This is a genomic window from Bradyrhizobium sp. UFLA01-814 (assembly GCF_046718885.1).
GTDB classification, from domain to species: Bacteria; Pseudomonadota; Alphaproteobacteria; order Rhizobiales; family Xanthobacteraceae; genus Bradyrhizobium; species Bradyrhizobium elkanii.
On record NZ_JAQOSR010000152.1, the window covers coordinates 1 to 22,691 of the forward strand.

The 22,691-nt window shown below is 64.9% G+C and carries 22 protein-coding genes; 12 read left to right on the forward strand and 10 right to left on the reverse strand.

All coding sequences use genetic code 11. The features are described 5' to 3' along the window. The first annotated feature begins 218 nt into the window (after positions 1-218). From PMN64_RS33505 to PMN64_RS33520, 4 genes are read left to right on the forward strand one after another with little or no spacing between them, the layout of a single operon-like run. The gene (locus PMN64_RS33505; protein WP_028344906.1) at positions 219-542 is read left to right on the forward strand and encodes an ArsR/SmtB family transcription factor; all 324 of its coding nucleotides are present in this window, start codon (positions 219-221) and stop codon (positions 540-542) included. A gap of 11 nt (positions 543-553) precedes the next feature. Further along, positions 554-1,018, forward strand: a complete 465-nt coding sequence (locus PMN64_RS33510; protein ID WP_028344907.1) for an SRPBCC domain-containing protein — start codon at positions 554-556, stop codon at positions 1,016-1,018. Between the two features lie 21 nt (positions 1,019-1,039). Further along, positions 1,040-1,894: a shikimate dehydrogenase gene (locus tag PMN64_RS33515; RefSeq protein WP_411783772.1), complete on the forward strand. Its 855-nt coding sequence runs from the start codon at positions 1,040-1,042 to the stop codon at positions 1,892-1,894. A 16-nt stretch (positions 1,895-1,910) separates the two neighbouring features. Next, entirely contained in the window at positions 1,911-3,080 is a 1,170-nt protein-coding gene (locus PMN64_RS33520) for a Gfo/Idh/MocA family protein (RefSeq protein ID WP_411783773.1), read from the forward strand. Positions 3,081-3,270: 190 nt separating this feature from the next. Here the strand turns inward: PMN64_RS33520 and PMN64_RS33525 are convergent, their stop codons facing one another. The 4 genes from PMN64_RS33525 to PMN64_RS33540 all read right to left on the reverse strand — a co-directional run bounded on the left by PMN64_RS33525 (position 3,271) and on the right by PMN64_RS33540 (position 8,259). Continuing rightward, on the reverse strand, positions 3,271-4,581 hold the full coding sequence (locus tag PMN64_RS33525) for an ABC transporter substrate-binding protein (RefSeq protein ID WP_411783774.1): 1,311 nt from the start codon (positions 4,579-4,581) through the stop codon (positions 3,271-3,273). Positions 4,582-4,872: 291 nt separating this feature from the next. Continuing rightward, on the reverse strand, positions 4,873-6,429 hold the full coding sequence (locus tag PMN64_RS33530; protein WP_411783775.1) for an MDR family MFS transporter: 1,557 nt from the start codon (positions 6,427-6,429) through the stop codon (positions 4,873-4,875). A 185-nt stretch (positions 6,430-6,614) separates the two neighbouring features. After that, a complete protein-coding gene (locus tag PMN64_RS33535) occupies positions 6,615-7,787 on the reverse strand; it encodes an HlyD family secretion protein (protein ID WP_411783776.1) in 1,173 nt (390 codons plus the stop codon). Further along, positions 7,780-8,259, reverse strand: coding sequence for a MarR family winged helix-turn-helix transcriptional regulator (locus PMN64_RS33540; protein ID WP_085970781.1), 480 nt, complete (start codon positions 8,257-8,259; stop codon positions 7,780-7,782). Before PMN64_RS33540 ends, PMN64_RS33535 begins: the two co-directional genes overlap by 8 nt. 167 nt (positions 8,260-8,426) lie before the next feature. Here PMN64_RS33540 and PMN64_RS33545 point away from each other — a divergent pair, with 167 nt between their 5' ends. The 3 genes from PMN64_RS33545 to PMN64_RS33555 all read left to right on the forward strand — a co-directional run bounded on the left by PMN64_RS33545 (position 8,427) and on the right by PMN64_RS33555 (position 10,409). Continuing rightward, complete coding sequence (locus PMN64_RS33545; protein ID WP_026191999.1) at positions 8,427-8,915, forward strand: Fur family transcriptional regulator; 489 nt, start codon at positions 8,427-8,429, stop codon at positions 8,913-8,915. A 230-nt stretch (positions 8,916-9,145) separates the two neighbouring features. Beyond that, a complete protein-coding gene (locus PMN64_RS33550; protein ID WP_304497765.1) occupies positions 9,146-10,102 on the forward strand; it encodes a DMT family transporter in 957 nt (318 codons plus the stop codon). 118 nt (positions 10,103-10,220) lie between these two features. Then, a complete protein-coding gene (locus PMN64_RS33555) occupies positions 10,221-10,409 on the forward strand; it encodes a hypothetical protein (protein ID WP_038387623.1) in 189 nt (62 codons plus the stop codon). 219 nt (positions 10,410-10,628) lie between these two features. Here the strand turns inward: PMN64_RS33555 and PMN64_RS33560 are convergent, their stop codons facing one another. Continuing rightward, entirely contained in the window at positions 10,629-11,504 is an 876-nt protein-coding gene (locus PMN64_RS33560) for a sulfurtransferase (RefSeq protein ID WP_411783777.1), read from the reverse strand. A 259-nt stretch (positions 11,505-11,763) separates the two neighbouring features. On the opposite strand from PMN64_RS33560, the gene ispG reads away from it, so the two are divergent. The 3 genes from ispG to PMN64_RS33575 all read left to right on the forward strand — a co-directional run bounded on the left by ispG (position 11,764) and on the right by PMN64_RS33575 (position 15,729). Further along, positions 11,764-13,053, forward strand: coding sequence for a flavodoxin-dependent (E)-4-hydroxy-3-methylbut-2-enyl-diphosphate synthase (gene ispG, locus PMN64_RS33565; RefSeq protein ID WP_411783778.1), 1,290 nt, complete (start codon positions 11,764-11,766; stop codon positions 13,051-13,053). 265 nt (positions 13,054-13,318) lie between these two features. Next, positions 13,319-14,212 (forward strand): TauD/TfdA dioxygenase family protein, encoded by an 894-nt coding sequence (locus PMN64_RS33570; protein ID WP_411783779.1) that lies wholly within the window; start codon positions 13,319-13,321, stop codon positions 14,210-14,212. 176 nt (positions 14,213-14,388) lie between these two features. Further along, the gene (locus tag PMN64_RS33575) at positions 14,389-15,729 is read left to right on the forward strand and encodes a Rieske 2Fe-2S domain-containing protein (protein WP_411783780.1); all 1,341 of its coding nucleotides are present in this window, start codon (positions 14,389-14,391) and stop codon (positions 15,727-15,729) included. On the opposite strand, the gene PMN64_RS33580 is transcribed toward PMN64_RS33575, so the two are convergent. The 3 genes from PMN64_RS33580 to PMN64_RS33590 all read right to left on the reverse strand — a co-directional run bounded on the left by PMN64_RS33580 (position 15,650) and on the right by PMN64_RS33590 (position 19,178). Further along, positions 15,650-16,690, reverse strand: a complete 1,041-nt coding sequence (locus PMN64_RS33580; RefSeq protein WP_411783781.1) for an IS481 family transposase — start codon at positions 16,688-16,690, stop codon at positions 15,650-15,652. The genes PMN64_RS33575 and PMN64_RS33580 overlap by 80 nt on opposite strands. Positions 16,691-17,088: 398 nt before the next feature. After that, complete coding sequence (locus PMN64_RS33585) at positions 17,089-18,696, reverse strand: Na+/H+ antiporter (protein ID WP_411783782.1); 1,608 nt, start codon at positions 18,694-18,696, stop codon at positions 17,089-17,091. 107 nt (positions 18,697-18,803) lie between these two features. Continuing rightward, on the reverse strand, positions 18,804-19,178 hold the full coding sequence (locus PMN64_RS33590) for a nuclear transport factor 2 family protein (protein ID WP_016847513.1): 375 nt from the start codon (positions 19,176-19,178) through the stop codon (positions 18,804-18,806). 199 nt (positions 19,179-19,377) lie between these two features. On the opposite strand from PMN64_RS33590, the gene PMN64_RS33595 reads away from it, so the two are divergent. After that, on the forward strand, positions 19,378-19,812 hold the full coding sequence (locus PMN64_RS33595; protein ID WP_411783783.1) for a GFA family protein: 435 nt from the start codon (positions 19,378-19,380) through the stop codon (positions 19,810-19,812). Positions 19,813-19,889: 77 nt separating this feature from the next. On the opposite strand, the gene PMN64_RS33600 is transcribed toward PMN64_RS33595, so the two are convergent. After that, positions 19,890-20,570, reverse strand: coding sequence for a DUF1345 domain-containing protein (locus PMN64_RS33600; protein ID WP_411783784.1), 681 nt, complete (start codon positions 20,568-20,570; stop codon positions 19,890-19,892). 257 nt (positions 20,571-20,827) lie between these two features. Next, on the reverse strand, positions 20,828-21,748 hold the full coding sequence (locus tag PMN64_RS33605) for a polyprenyl synthetase family protein (protein ID WP_411783785.1): 921 nt from the start codon (positions 21,746-21,748) through the stop codon (positions 20,828-20,830). A 199-nt stretch (positions 21,749-21,947) separates the two neighbouring features. Here PMN64_RS33605 and mtgA point away from each other — a divergent pair, with 199 nt between their 5' ends. Beyond that, positions 21,948-22,619: a monofunctional biosynthetic peptidoglycan transglycosylase gene (gene mtgA, locus PMN64_RS33610; protein WP_411783786.1), complete on the forward strand. Its 672-nt coding sequence runs from the start codon at positions 21,948-21,950 to the stop codon at positions 22,617-22,619. The last annotated feature ends 72 nt before the right edge of the window (positions 22,620-22,691 follow it).

Sequence of the window (22,691 nt, forward strand, 5' to 3'; positions counted from 1 at the left end):
CAGCCAGCATGGTGAATCAGAAACACACTGATTTGGGAATCCCAAATCGATTCAACCTAAACCCATCCCGCTTTAGCTGCGCGCCGCGAACGGCGCGCAATTCCAGCATTGAAGGCACGACCGGAATCCGCTGCGGCGCGTTCGCCGCAGCGGATTTCGCTTGACCATGCGTCATCGGTTATATAACACATACGTTATATAACCGAACGAGATCAAGCATGGCCAACCTCGATGCCGCCTTTTCCGCGCTCGCCGACCCGACTCGCCGGGCGATCCTGGCGCGTCTCGCGCTGGGCGAGGCAACTGTGATGGAACTGGTCGAGCCGTTCGACATGACCCAGCCCGCGATTTCCCGCCATCTCAAGGTGCTCGAGGGCGCGGGCCTGATCGTCCGGCGCATCGAGGGCACCAAGCGGCCGTGCCGGCTGGCGCCATCAGCGGTTGCCGAGATCGATCAATGGCTCGGCATGCTGCGCCGCGCGCTGGAAACCAATTACGACCGGCTGGACGGCGTGCTGGCCGCAATGAAGCCTGAGCAGTGAAGGGTATCCCCATGAGCAAGTTGACGCTGAAGACCGAAGGCGACCGCTATGTCGTCGTGACCAGGCGCTTCGTCGCGCCGCCCGAGGCGGTGTATCGCGCGCATACCGAGCCGGAGCTGTTGCAGAAATGGCTGCTCGGTCCCGACGGCTGGACCATGCCGGTCTGCATCAGCGAGGCGAAGCCCGGCGGCCGGATTCGCTACGAATGGACCGACGGCAAGGGCGGCGGCTTCCATCTGACCGGCGAATATCTCGCACTCGAGCCGTTCAGCCGCATCGTGCATGTCGAGCGCATGCATCTGCCGGATCCGACGCCGGACAATCACGTCGAGACGCGCTTCGCGCCCGACGGCGACGGCACCTTGATGACGATGCGGATGACGCTGCCGGATGCCGAAACGCGCGCGGCGATGCTCGCGACTGGCATGGAGCACGGCATGGAAGACAGCTATGCTCGGCTCGACCGCATGAGCTGAACGTGACTGACGTGAGGGACAATGCGCGACCGTTTCCTGACGGGCCTGATTGGCTATCCGATCGCGCATTCGGCGGCGCCTGCGATGCACGAAGCAGCCGCTGCAGCGCTCGGCGTCCGCTGTCACTACCAGCTGATCGAGGTCGAGGGCGCCGGCCGCGACGATCTGCGTGCGATGCTTGAGGGCATCAGGCGGCTCGGCTTTGCCGACGTCAACGTCACCTTTCCCTACAAGGAGGCGGTCGTCGAACTGCTCGACGACCTCGCACCCGATGCGCGCGCGATCGGCGCGGTCAACACCATCGTCGCCGATGGTGCGCGGCTGGTCGGGCACAACACCGACGCGTCAGGTTTTGTGCGTGCGATCGCGCCGCTGCTTGCATCAGCGCCGCGCGGCCCGATCGCGCTGATCGGTGCCGGCGGCGTCGGCAAGGCGATCGCCTTCGCGCTCGCCGGCCTCGGCGTCGGTGAACTCCGCGTCTTCGACGCCGATGCCGCGAAGGTCGCGCGGCTGGCCGGTCAGTTGGCCGGCCGTCATGCGGTCCGTGGTGTCGCCAGCGTCGAGGGCGCGGTCGACGGCGCGACCGGCGTCGTCAATGCAACGCCGTTCGGCATGCTGCCGAACCGCGACAGTCCCGTGCCGGAGAGCTTGTTGCATTCGTCGATGTGGGTCGCCGACGCCGTCTATACGCCGCTGTGGACGCCGTTGCTGTTGGCGGCCAAGGCAAAGGGCGCCAAAGTCCTGACCGGGCGCGATCTCGCGATCTACGCAGCAGCGGACGCGTTCGAATTGTTCACGACGATGATGCCTTCGACTGATGTCATGGCAAATGCGTTCGACGCGGTGATGGCCGCACGCTACTCTCCGCCCGCCTGAAGGGCGGAGACATCAAATGACAAAAATCAGGATCGGGCTGGCCGGCTGCGGCTTCGTGTCGGAGCTGCACATGGTTGCCTACCGGCGCGTCTATGGCGTCGACGTCGAGGTGAGGGCGGTCGCGGCGCGCGGCGATCATGTCAATGCGTTCGCCCGCAAGCACGCAATCCCGAATGCCTGTCGCAGCTTTGCCGAGCTGATCGCCGACGCTGATATCGACGTCATCGACATCTGCACGCCGCCCAATCTGCATGCTGGGATGATCGTCGAGGCGATGCAGGCCGGCAAGCACGTGATCTGCGAGAAGCCGTTCAGCGGTTATTTCGGCCGCGACGGCGACAAGGCGCCGATCGGCAAGCATGTGCCCAAAGCGCTGATGTACCAGCGGGTGATGGAGGAGATGGAGGTGACCCGTGCCGCGATCGAGCGAAGCGGACAACTCTTCATGTATGCCGAGGACTGGATCTACGCGCCGGCGGTGACCAAGACCGCGGAGATCATCCGCGCCACCGGCGACAAGATCCTGTTCATGAAGGGCGAGGAGAGCCATTCCGGCTCGCATGCCGCGCATGCCGCCGAGTGGGCGATGACCGGCGGCGGCTCGCTGATCCGGATGGGCTGTCATCCCCTGTCGGCGGTGCTCTATCTCAAGCAGGTCGAGGCGAAAGCACGCGGCGAGACCATCACGGTCGCCAGCGTCACCTGCGACGTCGGCAATGTCACCGCCGGCCTCAAGCCGGAGGAGCGCGCCTACATCAAGGCCAATCCCGTCGATGTCGAGGATTGGGGCACGCTGACCGCAACCTTCTCCGACGGCACCAAGGCCACGGTGTTTTCGGGCGACATGATCATGGGCGGCGTACGCAATTTGATCGAGACCTATACGAGCGGCGGCTCGCTGTTCGCCAACATCACCCCGAACACGCATCTGACCAGCTACCAGACCTCCGAGGAGAAGCTCGCCTCGGTCTACATCACCGAAAAGGTCGATCGCAAAACCGGCTGGCAGTATGTCTGCCTCGAGGAGGAATGGACCCGCGGCTACCTGCAGGAGATCCAGGACTTCATGGAATGCGTGGCGACCGGGCGGCAGCCGCTCGCCGACCTCGCGCTGGCGTATGAGACGACCAAGGTGAACTACGCCGGCTATTGGGCGGCGGATGAGGGCAGGCGGGTGGTACTGTAGGCTAAGGACAACAGCGGGCTTGCTCTCGTCTCGCTTGCCCATGCCAGATCCGTCATCCTGAGGCGCGAGCGGAGCGAGCCTCGAAGGGTGCGCGGCCCCGCTGCTGGCCGTCGATCCTTCGAGACGCGGCCAAGAGGCCGCTCCTCAGGATGACGGACTGAGCTCCCAGCATGCTGCAAGAGGCCGAAATCTACGCCGCGTACACCGAGCCCTTCGGCAGCGGGAACACCGGATCCTGCGTGCGGATATTGGTCGGCCACACCACGGTGATGCGCTCGCCGGCGTTCTGCATCACGACCGGCGTCGAGCGCTCGTTCTGGCCGGACAGCGGCGTGCCCGGCGGATAGAACTTCACGCCGTAGCCCTGGATGGTGCCGCCAGTGGGAATGTCGACGTCGAGCGCCGCCTTGCGGATCGCCTCGGGATCGAAGCCGCCATACTTGTCCTTGGCGACCGGCAGCACATTGTTGAGCAGAATCCAGGCCTGGTTGAAGCCCATCGAGCAGTGCGGCGGCACTTCGGTTGCATTGGTCTTCTCGCGGTAGCGCGCGACCATGGTCTTGGTGAGGTCGCCGACGCCGGGTGCGAGCTTGGCGGGATCGAGCAGCTGCGCCGGAACGGGATCGATGTTGCAGAAATTGTCGATGTCGGCGCCGAAGGTCGCGCGCAGCTTGTCGAGCTGGCTGTAGCCGGCGCCGGCGCCGAACAGCATCTTGAACTTCAGCCCGCTCTCGCGCGCCTGGCGCAGGAACAGCGTGATGTCGGGATTGTAGCCGGCATGCGAGATCACGTCGGCCTTGGCGCGCTTCAGCTTGGTGACCAGCACCGAGAGATCGGGCGCGGACGCCGAATAGCCCTCCTTCAGCACCACCTGCAGCCCGACCTCTTTGGCGAAGGCTTCGTCCGCGGCGGCGACGCCGACGCCATAGGGCCCGTCCTCGTGGATCAGCGCCACCTTGACGTCCTTCGGCTCCATGCCGAGCTTGGCCTTGGCGTGCTCATTGATGAAGCTCGCGAAGGCCTGGCCATACTGGTCGGAATGGATCTGCGCGCGGAATACGTATTGCAGGTTCTTGTCCTTGAACACGGCGGTCGAGACCGCGGTCGTGATCCACAGGATCCGCTTCTGCTGCTCGACCTTGGCGGCGAGCGGCACCGCGTGCGAGCTTGCGAACACGCCGTTGAGGATGTCGACCTTCTCCTGGTCGATCAGGCGATTGGCCTCGTTGATCGCGACATCGGGCTTGCTCTGGGAATCGACGTTGACCGGCGCGATCTTGTATTTTCCGCCGACACCGCCCTTCTCGTTGACGAGGTCGATCGCGATCTGGGTGCCGATCGAGGAGGCGACCGAGCCGCCGGCGGCGAACGGGCCGGTCAGGTCGTAGATCACACCGATCCGGACCGTTTCGGCCTGCGCCTGTGCCCGTGTCCAATCCAAGCTGAAAGCAGCGGCGGCAGCCGCTGAAGTCTTCAGCAGCGTCCTGCGTGAAGTCGGCATCGCGTCCTCCCCTGAAACCGTCAGTTGTGTGACGGGTCTTGCTTGTTTTCGCGGAGTATTGGGAGGCGAGGTCGGAAAGTCAACGCGGCTTGCGGCTGCGGCGTCTTGCGCTTTAGGAGGGTTGGCCGCAACAAAGACTGTCGTCGCCCGGCTCGACCGGGCGACCCAGTATTCCAGAGGCCGCAGTGCTTGAGCCGATAGGCCGCGGCGTACTGGATCGCCCGGTCAAGCCGGGCGATGACACCGATAAAGCGGTGAGGGGCGCGCTATCGGACACATAGACGTTGAAACCTACTCCATCACCGCGGCATGGTCCGACGGCGCGGACTGCGAGCGCAGCGTGGCCTTGGTCGAGCCGATCATCAGCGCGAGCGGGATCGAGACCAGGATGAACAGCATCACCAGCTGGTAGTCATGCGAGAACGCGATGATCTGCGACTGCGCCGCCACCATCCTGTCGGCCATCGCGCGGCCGGCATCGGTGTTGAGGTTGATCATGCCCGATACGTCGGGCATCTGCAGCGCGTGGTTGAACGGGTTGATCTGCTCCGACAGCTTTGCGTAGATCCGCCGTCCGCCTTCCGTCAGCTGCGCGATCACGATCGAGATGCCGACCGAGCTTGCGACGTTGCGCAGCAGCGTCAGCATCGAGGTGCCGTCGGTGCGCAGATGGTTGGGCAGCGACATGAACGCCACCGTCGACAGCGGCACGAACACGAGGCCGAAGCCAAAGCCCTGAACCACGCTGACGACGATGATCTCGTTGGCCTGCGTCATGTCGGTCCAGCCGGTCATCTGGAACAGCGAGGCCGCGGTCAGCGCCAGGCCGGAGATGATCAGCGTGCGCGCCTCGATGTAGCGCATCATGCGGCCGACCAGCATCATCGCGACGAAGGTGCCGGCGCCGCGGGTCGCCAACAACAGGCCCGCGGTGATGATCGGGTAGCCGACCACGTTCTGCAGATAGGGCGAGGACAACGCCATGGTCGAATACAGCACGAGGCCCATGACAGTCATGAACACGCAGCCGCCGAGGAAGTTCTTGTCCTTGAACAGCGCGAACTGGATGAAGGGCCGGCTGGTCGTCAGCGAATGGGCGAAGAAATAGTAGAAGCCGACCGCGGAGACGATGAATTCGATCATGATCTCGTTGGATTCGAGCCAGCCGAGCTGCTCGCCGCGGTCGAGCGCGAGCTGCAGCGAACCGATTGCGACCGCGAGCGCACCGAACCCGAACCAGTCGAAGCGCAGATTGAGGTCCTGCTTGGTCTCGTCCATGAAGACCGCAAGGCCGAGCACGGTGATCGCGCCGAACGGCAGGTTGACGAAGAACACCCAGTGCCAGGAATAGGTCTCGGTCAGCCAGGCGCCGAGCGAGGGACCCATGATCGGGCCCATCATCACGCCCATGCCCCAGATCGACATCGCTTTGGCACGCTCATGCAGCGCGTAGGAGTCGAGCATCACCGCCTGCGACAGCGGCACCAGCGCCGCGCCGAACACGCCCTGCAGCAGGCGGAACAGCACCATCTGGTTGATGTCCTGCGCCAGGCCGCAGAACACCGAGGCGACCGTGAAGCCGGCCGAGCAGATGATGAAGATGCGCTTCCTGCCATAGCGGTTGGCGATCCAGCCGACCGGCGCGGTCATGATCGCGGCCGCGACGATGTAGGAGGTCAGCACCCAGTTGATCTGGTCCTGCGAGGCCGACAGCGAGCCCTGCATATAGGGCAGCGCGACGTTGGCGATCGTGGTGTCGAGCGCCTGCATGATCGTCGCGGTCATCGCGCAGATCGTCACCATGTTCCGGCGCATGCCGGGCACGGCTGATGGTGACGGTGCATTCATTCAGGTCGGTCCTGTTCGAGCGTTGGAGTCACCTCTCCCGCTTGCGGGGGAGGTCGGCGCGTAGCGCCGGGTGGGGGCTCTCTCCACAACATGACTCGTGGAGAAAGCCCCCACCCCGGCCCTCCCCCGCAAGCGGGAGAGGGGGCGCACTATCTCTGCGGTCGACTATCGACCGCTTCTTATCTCTATTCGTGGTCCGGGTGCGCCGAGGCCGGCGCCAGCCCGAGCAGGCCGGCCAGCGTGCGGCGGTGGTTGGTGTCGATCGTCGCGTAGACGCTCATGCCGGCTTTCAGCTTCTTCACGAACGGATCGTTCTCGTCGAAATAGATCCGCACCGGCACGCGCTGCACCACCTTGACGAAGTTGCCGGTCGCGTTCTGCGGCGGCAGGATCGCGAACTGCGCGCCAGTGCCGGGCGACAGCGAGCCGACCTTGCCCCTGAACTGATGGTTCGGGAACGCGTCGACGTCGAGCTCAACCGGCTGGCCGACCGCGACATAGGTGAAGTCGCTTTCCTTCGGATTGGCGTCGACCCAGGGATGGTCGACATCGATGACCGAGAACACCGGCGAGCCGGCGGCGACGAAGCGGCCGAGCTGGATCTGGTCGACCTGGGTCGCGACGCCGTCCATCGGCGCGCGCAGCACGGTGTGGTCGAGATTGCGCTGGGCGTCGTCGAGCTTGGCCTTGGCCTGGGCGTAGGGCGGGAACTGCTCGATCGGCAGGTCGATATCGCCGAGCAGCTGCGTCTTGTCCTTGGAGATCTGCTGCCTGATGTATTGCGCCAGACTCTCGGCCGTCACTTGCGCGTTCGCCGCGTTGTCGAGGTCGAGCTGCGAGCCGAAATTCTGCTTGGCCAGCGTCGACTTGCGCTCGACGTCGCGCTTCTTCAATTCGATGCTCTGCTGGGCGAATTCCAGCATCCTGCCGTTGATCTTGATGTTGTCGACCAGGTTGTCATAGGTGGTCCTGGTCTGGTCGAGCGCGGCCTTGGCCTGCGCCACCGCGAGGCGGAACGGCACCGGGTCGATCTCGAACAGCTCGTCGCCCTTCCTGACGTGCTGGCCTTCCTTCACGACGATCTTGTCGATCTTGCCGGAGATTTCCGGCGTGATCAGCACCTTCTGCGCGCCGACATAGGCGTCGTCGGTGCCGACATAGCGGCCGCCATTGAGATAGAACACGATGCCGCCGATCGCAGCGAGCGTCGGCAGCACGACCAGCAGCAGCACCCGGCGATAGCGCCGCAGGCCCGCCATCAGGCGACGGCGCGGCGCGCGGCTGGCCTTGCCCGACGGCGCAGGCTCGCCCGGATTGCTCTTCTGCTCGGGCGCCAGCTTGAGGACGGGTTCAGCCATAGCGCTGTTCCTTTCGGGAGGGCTCGCCGGCTGGGGTTTGGACGGCATTGCGAACGTTTTCCTTGATCGATTCCAATTGGGTGAGCAGGCGATACGCGTCAGCGGGGCTGATGCCCTCGAGCGCGGTCGCGGTGAGTTCGGAGCGGAGGCCGGCGAGCTTGCCGAGCAGCGGGCGCGCGGCCTTCTTCAGATAGAGGCGGTTGACGCGGCGATCGTTCTCGTCGCTGCGGCGTTCGATCCAGCCATTGTCGCAGAGCTTGTCGATCAGCCGCGTCAGTGTGATCGGCTGCACCTCGAGCAGCTCGGCGAGCTCGGTCTGTTTCAACCCCTCCTGGCGTTCCACCTTGGACAGCACGGCCCATTGCGCGCGGGTGATGCCGTAGCGCGCGGCCTCCTTGTCGGCGTAGACCCGGATCAGCCGGAACACTTCGCCCAGCGTAAACAAGAAATCGGTGTCCACCGAACCGCGCATCGATCCTGCCTCCATAAGCTTGGGATATAATAAGCTTGCTTATGATTTCTGCATGCCGGGTTAACGCGAGGCTGCCCCGCATTGCGGACATGGCTGCAACGCGGCGACGGATCGGGATTGGGAGCCGGGCTTTGGGAACGGGCGCGCAAATGCTACATATCGAGGCAATGAGCCTGGCCAAGCCGACATTTCCTGCCCCCGACCACGATCACGGCCGCTGCGCCGCGGACGCGATGGCGCATGCCGAGCAGGTGTGCGCGCGCCGCGGCCAGAAATTCACCCCGATCCGCCGTCAGGTGCTGCAGGCGCTGCTGTCGAGCCATCGCCCGCTCGGCGCCTATGAGGTGATCGACGAGCTGGCCAAGACGATGCCGCGGCCGGCACCGATTACCGTTTACCGCGCGCTCGACTTCCTGATGGAGAACGGCCTCGTCCACCGCATCGAGAGCCGCAACGCCTTTCTCGCCTGCGCGCATGACCATGACGAGACCTCGATGGTGGCGTTCCTGATCTGCGACCATTGCGGCTCGGTCGGCGAGATCCCGGCCGCCCCCGTCGCGCAAAGCCTGACCGCGGCGGCGCGGGCCTCGGGGTTCATCCCGAAACTCTCCGTCGTCGAGATCGCCGGCACCTGCGCGCATTGCCAGAAGACGTGATGCGCGATGGTTTCAGCTAACTCGCACTGCTTTCGAGCTACCTCGCCCCGCTTGCGGGGAGAGGTCGAAATTCGCGGTAGCGAATTTCGGGTGAGGGGGACTCTCCGCACGCTCGGCTCTATCGAATTTGCGGCGACGGCCCCTCACCCCAACCCTCTCCCCGCAAGAGCGGGGCGAGGGAGCCCAACCGGCAATTAACAACACGGCACCAAGCCGGCCCGCGAGGAAACATGTCGACCCAAGCGATCTCCGCCAGCGTCACGAGGCCCGTCAGCGTCGGGCACGGGCTGCCGCCCGGCGCCATCGCCGTGATGCTGATGCTGTGCGTGAGCTGGGGCTTCAACCAGCTTGCGGTGAAACTCGCGCTGCCCGACGTGCCGCCGATGTTGCAGGCGTTGATCCGCTCCGCCGGCGCGCTGCCGGTGATGCTGATCGTCGGCCACCTGCGTGGCGTCAAATTCTTCGAGCGCGACGGCACCCTCGTGCCCGGCATCATCGCCGGATTGATGTTCGGCTGCGAGTTCGTGCTGATCTTCACCGGCCTCGTCTTCACCTCGGCCTCGCGTGCCTCGGTGTTCCTCTACACCGCGCCGTTCTTCGTCGCGCTCGGCTCGCACCAGTTCCTCGGCGAGCGTCTCTCGACCGTGCAGTGGAGCGGGCTTGCGTTGAGCTTTGCCGGCGTCGCGCTCGCGATCGGCGTGCCGCAGCCGAACGTCGATGCCAAGGTGCTGCTCGGCGACCTCATGGTGGTCGGCGGCGGCGCGCTGTGGGCGGCAACCACGCTGGTCGCCAAGGGCACACAGCTGCGCAAGGCCGCGCCGGAAAAGGCGCTCGGCTACCAGGTCGCGATCTCGATTCCGATCCTCGGCTTCGCCGCCTGGATCGCGGGCGAGCGCATCGAGCATGTGCCGAGCGCGCTGTCGATCTCGCTGCTCGCCTATCAGGCGGTCTGGGTGGTGGGCTGCACGTTTGTCATCTGGTTTGCGATGGTGAAAACCTACTCCGCGAGCAAGCTGTCCGCCTTCACCTTCGTCACGCCGCTGTTCGGCGTCGTCGCGGCCTATTTCATCATGCACGATACCCTGACGGCGGTGTTCGGCGTCGCCGCGCTGCTGGTGATCGCGGGGCTCTATCTCGTCAACAAGCCCGACCCGAAGGTGACGCCGGATCCCAATGTGCCGGCGTGAGAGCGCGGCACATCATTGGCGGCGAATGAGGCCGCTTGATGCGGTGTTGATCTACATCAACACTGCCACCGATACTCCGTGAACCCTCCCATGGGAGGAAGGCCGTGGAGGCGCGCTGATGCCAATCGATGCCACCGATGCAATTGAAGCCGGAATTCGCTCCGCGTTCACCGCATACTCCAAGGAGGATGATCCGGACTGGCGGAGCGCGTGCTGGATCAAGCCGGATGAGTGCTCCCACCTCGCACGGAGCATCCTGAAAGAATTGGCGGCAAGGGGCCTTGAGATCGTCAAGAAGCCGGCTTGATCGCCTCAAGACTCCGACGATTCATGTCGCGAGAATGCGGATGTTTGACTCACCAACGGCGCCACACACTCACCGTCGTCCCGGCGAAGGCTGGGACCCATAACCACAAGATTGCGTTGGTAAGGAAAGCTGCGGCCCCAGCGTCGCGCAACGATCACCTTCAGTGGTAATGGGTCCCGGCCTTCGCCGGGACGACGCGTGGAGCCGCGCTTGCCCCCACTACCCCACTTCGATCGGCAACTCGGCATCCTTCGCCCATTCGCCCATCGAGCCATCGTAGAGCGTGAGATTGTCGTAGCCGAGCCGATGCAGCTGAAACAGGTCGATGGTCGCGGAGATGCCGCCGCCGCAATAGGCGACGACGCGCTTGTCTTTTGTGATGCCTTGCGCAGCAAACGTCGCTTCGGCCTCCTCAAGCGGCACGAACGTCTTGGCCTTGGGATCGATCAAGGTCGCCGCCGGCACGCTGACGCTGCCGGGGATGCGGCCGGGCCGGCCGTAACGGCTCGGCTCCAGTCCCTTGTAGAATTGCGGGCCGAGCGCGTTGACGATGACGGTATCGCCCTCCGTGGTCGCGGCGAGCACGTCATGCTTGTCGACGAACATGCCGTCCTTCGGCCGTGCCGGAAACGTCGCCGGCGGATAGCCGCCGGCAAGTCCGGTCTCGATGTCACGTCCTTCGGCGGTCCATTTGTCGATGCCGCCGTCGAGCACCGCGGCACCCTCGAAGCCGAGCGAGCGCAGCATCCACCAGAACCGCGTCGCCCACATTGCGGTGCCGATCGAATAGAGCACGACGCGGCTGCCCGCCGAGATGCCGTGGCGGCCGAACGCGGCTTCGAGCTGCGCTGTCGGCGGCATCATGAAGCGCAGCTCGGTACGGGCCTCGGAGAACTCGGCCTGCAAATCCAGGAAATTCGCGCCCGGAATGTGGCCGGCCTCGAACGTCTGGCGGCCCGAGACGACAATATAGGGAACGTTGCTGCCGGCGGGGGCCGGCTCCAGATAGGTCGTGCAGTCGAACAGGCGAAGGTCCGGCCGGGTCAGGATCTCGGCAAGTTCCGCCGTGGTGATCAGCTCGCTGTGGCCGGCCATTTCACGTCCTCCCGCTGTGCCCTTAACAGGATGCTAAGATGCGCGAGGTCACATGAAAAGCTGTCACTTTGCCCTTTGATTCACCCCAATCCGGTCCAATATAGCTGGGCATGCAGGACGCCGCTGCATGGCTTGCGTTTGACCTCAATCGGCGCCATAAGCTATTGAATTCACTCCGAAACATGATCGTTTGGCCCGCCCCGCGCGAGGCCCATCGCCCCCTTGGTGAATGTCACCAAAACCTGATATTCGAGACGCCATGAACAAGCCCGAGATTTTGCCGCAAGACGACGTCGCCGGCCCCGCGCCGCGGCACCAAACCACGCAGGTCATGGTCGGCAACGTCGCCGTCGGCGGCGGTGCGCCGATCGTCGTGCAGTCGATGACCAACACCGACACCGCCGATGTCGACGGCACCATCGCCCAGGTCGCCGCGCTCTCCCGCGCCGGCTCCGAGATGGTGCGCATCACCGTCGACCGCGAGGAAGCCGCCGCTGCGGTGCCGCACATCCGTGACGGCCTGCGCAAGCGCGGCATCACCACGCCGCTGATCGGCGACTTCCACTATATCGGCCACAAGTTGCTCGCCGAATATCCGGCCTGTGCCGAGGCGCTCGACAAGTACCGCATCAATCCCGGCAATGTCGGCTTCAAGAACAAGCGCGATACGCAATTCGCCGACATCATCGAGATCGCCAACAAGAACAACAAGCCGGTGCGCATCGGCGCCAATTGGGGCTCGCTCGACCAGGAGCTGCTCACCAAGCTGATGGACGAGAACACGGCGTCTGCGAATCCGCGCGATGCCCGCGCGGTGACCCGCGAGGCGATGGTGCAGTCGGCGCTGCTGTCGGCGGCGCGCGCCCAAGAGCTTGGCATGCCGAAGAACCGGATCATCCTCTCGGCGAAGGTCTCCGCCGTGCAGGACCTGATCGCGGTCTATCAGGAAGTCGTGCGCCGCTCGGATTATGCGATCCATCTCGGCCTCACCGAGGCCGGCATGGGCTCGAAGGGCATCGTGGCCTCCTCGGCCGCGCTCGGCATCCTGCTGCAGCAGGGCATCGGCGACACCATCCGCATCTCGCTGACGCCGGAGCCCGGCGGCGATCGCACGCTGGAAGTGCAGGTCGCGCAGGAATTGCTGCAGACCATGGGCTTCCGCACCTTCGTGCCGCTGGTTGCGGCCTGCCCGGGCTGCGGCCGCACCACCTCGACCACGTTCCAGGAACTGGCGCGCTCGATCCAGGATTTCATCCGCGACGAGATGCCGGCCTGGAAGACCAAGTATCCGGGCGTCGAGCAGCTCAACGTCGCGGTGATGGGCTGCATCGTCAACGGCCCCGGCGAATCCAAGCACGCCAATATCGGCATCTCGCTGCCCGGCACCGGCGAAGCGCCGGCCGCGCCTGTCTTCGTCGACGGCAAGAAGTTCCGCACCCTGCGCGGCCCGGGCATTGCCGCCGACTTCAAGGCACTGGTGATCGACTATATCGACCAGCGTTACGGCAGCGGCGCCAAGGTGCCGGAGCCCGCGGGCGCCGCGGAGTAATTTCACTCCGCGCGTAACCCACACACGCGTGACCCATACTCAGTGTCGTCCCGGCGAAAGCCGGGACCCATAACCCCAGGCCGTGGTTATGGCGCGAGATGCGGGTTACCAGCCTTCGCAAAACCCGATCCTGTGGTTATGGGTCCCGGATCTGCGCTCCGCTTCGCTACGCTTGTCCGGGACGACGGATATGCTTGCGGCGCGGATTGCGCTTCGCTCCATCCGGGCTACGATGGTCAAAACAAGAACCATCGGGAGAACGCCCATGAGCTCGCTGTCCGGCAAGCAAGGCCCGCGCTACCGCCACCTCGCCGACCAATCCGAGCCCTATGAGACCATCGGCGTCGAGAAGCTGACGCCGATCATCGGCGCGGAGATCTCCGGCGTCGATATCGGCAAGCTCGTCGGCGACGATGCGCGCTCCAACCGCCAGATGGACGAGATCCATCGCGCGCTCGCCGAAAACCTCGTCATCTTCTTCCGCGACCAGCACATCAGCCCCGACCAGCATCTCGCCTTCGGCCGCAAGTTCGGCGACCTGCACGTGCACCCCGCCGCGCCCAATGAGGGCGATCCGGCGCTCATGAAGATCTACGCCGACAAGGATTCGCCGCGCGCCAATGGCGAGGGCTGGCACACCGACGTATCCTGCGACCTCGAGCCGCCGATGGGCTCGATCCTCTACATCAAGCAGTGCCCGCCGCGCGGCGGCGACACCCTGTTCGCCAACATGTACGCCGCCTACGAGGCGCTGTCGGACCGCATGAAGGCCTATCTCGACGGGCTGACCGCGCTGCATGACGGCGAGCAGACCTATCGTGGGCTCTATGCCAACTACGGCGTCGCCGACAAACGGGAATATCCCCGCGCCGAGCATCCGGTGGTCCGCACCCATCCGGTGACCGGCAAGAAATCGCTCTACGTCAATCGCGGCTTCACCCGCTTCATCGTCGGCATTCCCCGCGACGAGAGCGACGCCATGCTGGCCTATCTCTACCAGCACGCCGAGAACCCGCTGTTCCAGTGCCGCTTCCGCTGGACCGAGAACGCGATCGCGTTCTGGGACAACCGCTGCGCCCAGCACCGTGCGATGTGGGACTACTGGCCGCACACCCGCTCCGGCACCCGCGTCACCGTAAAGGGCGAGCGGCCGGTGTGAGGAATTGCGTGGTGCGTAGGATGGGTAGAGCCAACGGGTCCGCGCAACGCGCGGCCCGATGATAAACTCCGCGAAACCCATCGTCTCATCGTGCGGCTCAAAAAGTTGATGGGTATCGCTTCGCTCCACCCATCCTACGAACTACGAACTGAAAAAAAGCCATCGGGAGACCGCCCATGCTTCGCGCCGAGGACAACAAATTCCTCACCGAATCCGGTGAGGGGACCGGCATGGGCGAATTGCTGCGGCGGTTCTGGATTCCGGTGCTGCTGTCGGAGGAGCTGCCGGAGCCGGACAGCGATCCGAAGAAGATCGTGGTGATGGGCGAGGAGCTGCTCGCCTTCCGCGACACCAGAGGCGTGGTCGGCGTCATCGATCAATACTGCCCGCATCGCGGCGCCAATCTCTGGCTCGGCCGCAACGAGGAATGCGGCATCCGCTGCGTCTATCACGGCTGGAAGTTCGACACCGACGGCCGCTGCGTCGACATGCCGACCTCGTATCCCGACCTCAACGCAAAGGACCTGATCCGGATCAAGTCCTATCCGGTGCGCGAATGGGGCGACATGATCTGGGCCTATATGGGCCCGGCCGATCAGATGCCCGAACTGCCGGCGCTGGAGATGGCGCTGCTGCCGGCCTCGCACCGCTTCGTCACCAAGAAGTGGCAGGACTGCAACTGGGTGCAGGCGGTGGAAGGCTCGATCGACACCGCGCATTTCACCTTCGCGCATCTCTCCTTCGAGAAGGAGGAGAACGAGATCCTCGACATCAAGAAGCATTTCGTGAACCCGCTGACGCGGGTCGCGACCGATCACATGCGCTGGATCGCCGAGGATCCGCGCCCGGTGATCAAGATCAATCCGCATGAGGCGGGCCTCACGGTGGCGGGCGGACGGCTCACCGGCAGCGACAATATCTACTGGCGCATCGCCCAGTTCCTGATGCCGTTCCACAGCTACGCGCCGAGCTCGATGCCGGGCGAGAACATGTTCGGCCAGACCTTCGTGCCGGTCACCGACACCAATTGCTGGATCTACACCTATGCGTGGAATCCGCACCGCCCGCTGACCGATGCCGAGCGGGAAGGTTACGCCAACGGCAACGGCGTGATGGCGGTCGTCGACGAAAACTACGTGCCGCTGCGCAACAAGGCAAACGACTATCTGATCGATCGCAAGCTGCAGCGGACCAAGAGCTACACCGGCATCAAGGGCGTTTCCGAGCAGGACGCCGCGGTGCAGGACAGCCAGGGCCCGATCGCCGATCGCACCCGCGAACATCTCGGCCCGACCGATCTCGGCATCATGCATTTCCGCAAGCTCATGATGGAGGCGGCCCGCGCGCTGCAAAAGGGCGAGGCGCCGCCCCATGCTCAGCACCAGGATCGCTACACCGTGCGCTCCGGCGCCTGCGTCACCAGCAAGACCAAGGACCTCACCACCGTGATGATCGAACGGTTCGGCGATCCCGCTGGCTTCGTCGGCGGTCCCGGCCAGAACGCCGCGGCGGAGTAGCCTTCGCTGTCGTCCCTGCGAAAGTGTTCAGTCCCGTGAGTTTAGCAACGGCCTGGATCGGGGCCTGGTAGCCGAGGCATTTGAGGCGAGTCCGGTTGTAGTCGTGGACGAACTTGGCGATGAAGGCGTCGCGATCGGCATGGTCGATGAAGGTCCGCCGGGCGCTGCCGCGCTTTTGTTCGCGGCCAATGGCTTCGGCGATACGCCGGTTGAAGCGTTCGACGAGGCCGTTGGTCTGCGGGTGGTAAGGCCTGGTCAGGCGATGCTGGATGCCGCGCTGCTTGCAGAGCCGATCAAAGGGGTGGTCGCCGGAAGGCTTCCCGGGCGGCTTGTTCTTCTTGTCGACCGCGAAGCGGTCGGTGAACTCGGCGCCGTTGTCGGTCAGGATGGTGTGAACCTGGTGCGGGAAGTCGGCCAGGAAGCGTTCGAGGAAGCCGGTCGCGGTGGCGCCGTCCCGCCGGGCATGGATCTCGAGAAAGACGTAGCGGGTGGCGCGATCGATGGCGACAAAGGCGTAGCTGGTGCGGCGCTGCAGGGCCGGCAGATATTTCACGTCGATATGGATGAAGCCGATGCTGGTGGTCTCGAAGATGCCGACCTTGGGTTTGTCAGGCTTGGCGAGCCGGCTGATGCCGTTGCGCTGCAGGCAGCGGTGAATGGCGCTGCGGGACAGCTTGGCATTGATGCATCGCTGCATCACCTCGACGATGTCATCCAGCGGCAACTGCAGCGACGTCCGCAGCTCGCAAACCGCCCTTTCTTCGACAGCCGACAGGCTGGTCACCAGGTTCTTCGGCCGGTGCGAGCGATCTTCGACCGTCGTGCGGTCGCGCCAACGATAGATCGTGGTCTCGCTGACCCCCAGTTCCGTCGCCAATTCGGCAACCGACTTCTTGCTGCGCTGGATATAGGCGCGCGTCTTCGGCGTCGTCGTGGCGTTCGCGTGCAGGCTCAGTTCCATGACCCGAGGTGCTCCCTGACAAAGGCCACGCCTCGTTCTACACCGATTCCATCCAACCAATCAGCAGGGACCAAACACGAAAGCAGGGACCCATAGCCACAGGTGTTCGTTGTTGTGCCACGCTGTGGCCCCAACCTTCGCCAAACCGGCAACGGTGGTTATGGGTCCCGGGTCAAGCCCGGGACGATGTGTGGAGAAAGCGGCGCCTCACATTCAGGGTCGTCCCTGCGAAAGCAGGGACCTATAACCACAGTTGGAAATTGTTGGAATGGGCTGTGGCTACAGCCTGGTCCAACAATATCGATCGGTGGTTATGGGTCCCGGGTCGCGCTTCCGCCTTCGCACGTTGAGCTACGGCGGACGAGTCGCTTGCCCGGGACGACGTGGGATGGAGTTCGCTACAGCGGAATCCTGCGATACTCGCGGTTGGCGAGGCTGGCCTCCTCGAGGTCGAGGTCGCGCTCGATCCGCCGCCTGGTCTCGTCGGTGATCTTGCCGTCGCGCAGCAGCATATGGATGAACTTGCGCTCGGAGGCGATCAGCTCCCGCATCAGCTCGGTGCCGGTGGCGGAGACGTCGTGGGTGTCGGGATTGAGCGAGTCGGGTAGCTGGTTGATGCGGATCTCATGCCGCGAGCGCAAGAGCTTGATCACCTCGTCGGAAAGCTCGCGGTCGTCGGTGATGGCATCGAGCGACTTCAGCGCGGCGTTCAGCGCCTCGCGCCGCGCCGCGATCTCCTGCTCGTGCTCGGCGATGTGCTCGCTGCGTCCGTCCCTGGCGAGGCCGAGCCAGCGCACCACCGGCGGCAGAGTGAGGCCGAGCCCGACCAGCGTCACGAAGATCACGCCGAAGGCGACGAACAGGATCAGGTCGCGATACGGGAAGGCGTCTCCGCTCGGCAGGGTCAGGGGCAGCGCCAGCGCCGCGGCGAGCGAGACCGCGCCGCGCACACCGGTGAAGGCGACCACGAACACCGCTCGCCACGACGGCAGCGGATCGCGCTCGCTCACCCGCCGGCTGATCCAGCGCGGCAGATAGGTGCCGGGAAACACCCAGACGAAGCGCGCGACGATCACGATGACGGCGACCAGCACGGTCGCGGTGAGGATGTCGTGCAGCGGGAACGACTTCGACTTCTCGTAAAGCGAGCGCATCTGGAAGCCGGTCAAGAGGAACAGCAGGCCCTCGATCAGATAGATGATCAGGTCCCAGAAGAAGATGCCCTGCAGGCGCGTCGCGGCCGAGATCAGCAGCGGCCCGTTCCAGCTCATGTAGAGGCCGCAGGCGACGGTCGCGATCACGCCGCTGCCGCCGAAATGCTCGGGGATCCAGTAGGCGAGATAGGGCGTGATCAGCGACAGCGTGATCTCGACCTGCGGATCCCGGGCGCGGCGGCGGGCGCGCAGGCTGAGCCAGCCGACCGCGGTGCCGAACGCGATCTCGCCGGCGACGATGACGAGGAAGGTGCCGGTCGCCTTCGGCAGCGAGAACAGCCCGGTGGTGATCGCGGCGAGCGCGAAGCGGTAGAGGATCAGCGCGGTCGCGTCATTGGCGAGCCCTTCGCCCTCGAGCACCACCAGGATGCGGCGGGGCATGCCGAGCTTGCGGGCGATCGCCAGCGGCGCGACCACGTCCGGCGGCGCGACGATGGCGCCGAGCAGGAAGCCGATGCTCCAGGGCAGGCCGATCAGATAATGGGTCGCGGTTGCGACCATGAAGGCGGTGAAGATCACGCAGCCGACCGACAGCAGGATGATCGGTCGCAGATTGGCCTTGAACTCGCGCCAGCTCATCGCGACGCTCGCCGAATAGATCAGCGGCGGCAGCACCACCAGCAGCACCAGCTCAGGCGGCAGTTCCAGCGACGGCATGCCCGGCACGAAGGCGAGCACGATGCCGACCAGCAGCAGCAGGATCGCGGGCGCGATATCGGTCCGCCGCGCCACCAGGGCGGTTCCCGCCAGCACGCCGAGCAAAGTGAGAAAAATCTGAAACTTGGCTTCCATAACGGGCTCAATTCGCCCGGAAACCACCGCCAGTCAATGCGGTCCGGCCGGAGCCGGACCGCTGGGGCGTGTCACAAAGCCGTCGCGGGCGCGCCGCGCCCGGTCGATCAATCCCTGAGGTCGTAGCGGTACGACTTCGAGACGATCTGCCAGCCGTCGGCGAGCTTCATCGCCACGAGGTAGTCGGTGAAATAGCGCGGCGGCAGCTGGCAGCGCACCTTGATGAAGGCGGTGTTGTCGTCGGAGCGGTCGATGGTGACGATAAAATCCTCGCGCGGCTTGCCTTCGGCCTTCGCCGAGGTCCGCTTGCGCACCAAGGCAAGCCAGTCCGGCACGGTCAGGACCTTCAGCTCGCCCTTCTCCACCCAGCGCAAATCGGCGCTCGGATGAAAAGCCTCGGCGAGCTTGTCGGCATTGCTCTCGTAGAGACCGTCGAAATAGGTTTGCACGACGCTTTCGACGCTGGATCGATCTTGGCTCATTGGTTGGTCCTCCCGGCAGGATTGGATCGGCTGGAGCGTTTTCGAGCGAAGCGGGTGCCGGTTCGCGTGAAGACGCGTCAAAGCTCGAATCTGAAGCCCCCGTTCCGATTCAATTGGAACGGAAAGAGCTTTAGGATTTAGCCATGAACCGCCGGATTGCGCCATGGCCGGCGACAAAATTCTGCGTGAGGGACGAGTTGTGACCGCATCTGCAAATTCGAACGAACATATCCTGACCGGCGAATGCTTCTGCCGCGACGTGCGCTACGAGGTGGCCGACGCGTTTGCCTATGCGCTCAATTGTCACTGCTCGAACTGCCGGCGCACCACGGGATCGGCGTTCAAGCCGTTCGCGGGAATCGCGCGCGACAAATTCACCGTGGTCCGCGGCGCTGATGGGCTCCTGATCTATGGCGATGAGCTCACCCACGACGCGCATTGCGGCCGCTGCGGCTCGCTGCTCTATTCGCAGGTCCGCGGCGGCGCCTATGTCCATGTCGCGATGGGCACGCTGCGCGATGCGCCGGCGATCCGCCCGACCGCCCACATCTTCGTCGGCTCCAAGGCGCCGTGGTACACGATAGCGGACGATCTGCCGCAATATCAGGAGCACGTGACGCAAGGCGGGGAATAAGTCGCGCGACGTTATCGGCGTGCTGCTTGTAGTCCTTGCCGATCGCCTCGCGCACGGCATCTCATCAGGCGGCGCGGCTAGATCGCGCTCGCGGCGATGTTGACCATCAGGGCGAGCAGCGCGGTGTTGAACACGAACGAGATGATGCCGTGCACGGTCGCGGTGCGGCGGATGATCTTGTCGGTGATGCCGACGTCCGAGACCTGCGCCGTCATGCCGATCACGAACGAGAAATAGACGAAGTCCCAGTAATCGGCGTCGACATGTTCCTCGCCGCTCGGAAACTGCAATCCGCCGGGCGTCTTGCCGCGATAATACTCATGGGCGTAGTGCAGCGCGAACGCGGTGTGCACCAAGGCCCATGACAGCGTGATGGTGACGATTGCAAGCGCCAGTCCGGCCGGGCTGCCCTTCGATGCGCCGAGCTCGAACACGATGGCCGCAAGGCTCGCCAGCGCGCCGAACGCGGTCAGCAGCAGGATCAGGAAACGGCCATCGTCCTGCAGCATGGCGCTTCGCTTGATATGGGCGACGCCACAGCGCAGCATCATCACATAGGCGAGCACGAGATAGAGCGCGGCGAAGGCATCCCAGCCCGCGAGCAGGCGCGTGACGATGCGCGGTGCTCCCGGCACCAGCAGCGCAGCCAGGATGCCGAAAGCGATCGAGCCGAAGGTGCGCGGCCGGCCCACGACGACGCGGACCGGGAGCGGCAGCTTGCGGAAGCGAACAAGGCGGTCGTCGATCTCCCTGTTCATGTCGCGCAGTGCCTTCGGCTAGAGCCTGATGAGATTAGGTTGAGCTGGAGCGGCGTCGAAAGTTCACCTCTCCCTTGGGAGAGGTCGATTTGCGCAGCAAATCGGGTGAGGGGTTACGGTCCATCGAGAGAGCAAAAGCCCTCACCCGGATTGCACTGGACGATGCTTCGCATCGCCAGGCGCAATCCGACCTCTCCCCAACGGGGAGAGGTGAACCGAGACCGCGCCAAGCCGATTCAACCAAGACTCATCCCGCTTTAGTTCTTGCGCTCGGCGACGAAGCGGGCGGCCGCGCGCAGCACGTCGCCGCGGTCGCCGAACACCGACAGCGCGGCATCGGCGCGCGCCAGGAGGTCGCGGACGCGCTGCTTGGCGCCATCGATGCCGAGCTGGGTGACGAAGGTGGTCTTGCCGAGCGCGGCGTCAGCGCCGGCCGGCTTGCCGAGCGCGGCGGCGTCGCCCTCGACGTCGAGCAAATCGTCGGCGATCTGGAAGGCTTCGCCGAGCGCTTTGCCGTAATCGTCGAGCGCCTGATATTCCTTTTGCGAGGACTGGCCTAGGATTGCGCCGGCGATGCAGCCGAAGCGGAGCAGCGCGCCGGTCTTCATCTGCTGCAGGCGCGCGACGTCGACCGGCTCGCGGTCGCCGAAGCGGCCTTCGCCGGCAAGGTCGAGGATCTGGCCGCCGGCCATGCCGCCGATGCCGGAGGCGCGCGCCAGCGCACGGGTCAGGAGCAGGCGGACCTGGGCGTCCTTGTGGATCGCATCGCGGGTGATGATGTCGAAGGCGATGGTGAGCAGCGCGTCGCCGGCGAGGATAGCGGTGGCGTCGTCATAGGCCTTGTGCAGGGTCGGGCGGCCGCGGCGCAGATCGGAATTGTCCATCGCCGGCAGGTCGTCGTGGATCAGCGAGTAGCAGTGGATGCATTCGAGCGCGGCGCCGACCAGCAGGGCGGCTTCGCGCGGGATGCCGAACACCGCCGCGCTCTCGACCGCGAGGAACGGCCGGAGCCGCTTGCCGCCGCCGAGGCTCGAATAGCGCATCGCCTCGATCAGCCGCTTCGGGCGCACGATCTCATCGCTTTCGGTCGCGTCGGACAGCAGTTTCGCGAGCAGGGCTTCGGTATCCTCCGCGGTCTGGTCCAGCCGCTTGGAAAACTCTGCAGTACCGGTCGTCATTAAGAATTGCTCCAGATCGATTTTCGGCCGGACAATCGTTGATGGCATCGGCTTCGTCAATTCCTGCCCTGCGACGGAATGCGCCTTAAAAGTGCTGGAAAAACCGTGAATTATCCCGCAGACGTCGACGGCGCCGGCCGTGTTCTGGCGGGCGGGTCCCAAATCCTTCCTGGAATGGTCCTCCCCGGAAACCCCTGTTTTGCGCATCGTCCGAATTTTATTGCTGCTTTTGCTGGCCCTGCTGTTGCTGCCATATCTGGTGGCGCCGTTCTATCGTACCGGCCATCCGGTTTCGGCGCTGATGGCGTGGCGGACCCTGCGCGGGGCCCCGGTGACGCGGCACTGGATCGATTTCGGCACGATGTCGCCCTACCTGGCGCGGTCCGTGGTCGGCTCGGAGGATGCCCATTTCTGCAAGCATCGGGGCATCGATTGGGGCGCGCTACGCGAGGTGCTCGACGACGCCGAGGATGGCGAGGTGGCCCGCGGCGGCTCGACCATCACCCAGCAGGTCGCCAAGAACCTGTTCCTGTGGTCCGGCCGCAGCGTTGTCCGCAAGGGGCTGGAACTGCCGCTGGCGCTCTGGATCGATCTCGTGCTGCCCAAGCAGCGGATCCTGGAAATCTACCTTAATATCGCGGAAATGGGCCCGTCCGGCCAGTTCGGCGCCGAGGCCGGCGCCCAATATGCTTTCGGCCGGTCGGCGGCGGGGCTGTCACCCCGCGAGGCCGCGCTTTTGGCGGCGATCCTGCCGAATCCGGTCAAAAGGAGCGCCCGGAACCCGGGGCCGGGGGTCCGCAGGCTGTCCGCGACCTATATGGTCCGGGCCAACGCGGTGGAGCGCTGCTGGCGCGAAAATCGCGGCCCCTGAGGGCTGTTTCGGGCGCTTTTTGCTGGCCCGGACCCTAGCTTTACGCGATGCCTTCCTCTATAAGCGCGGCCT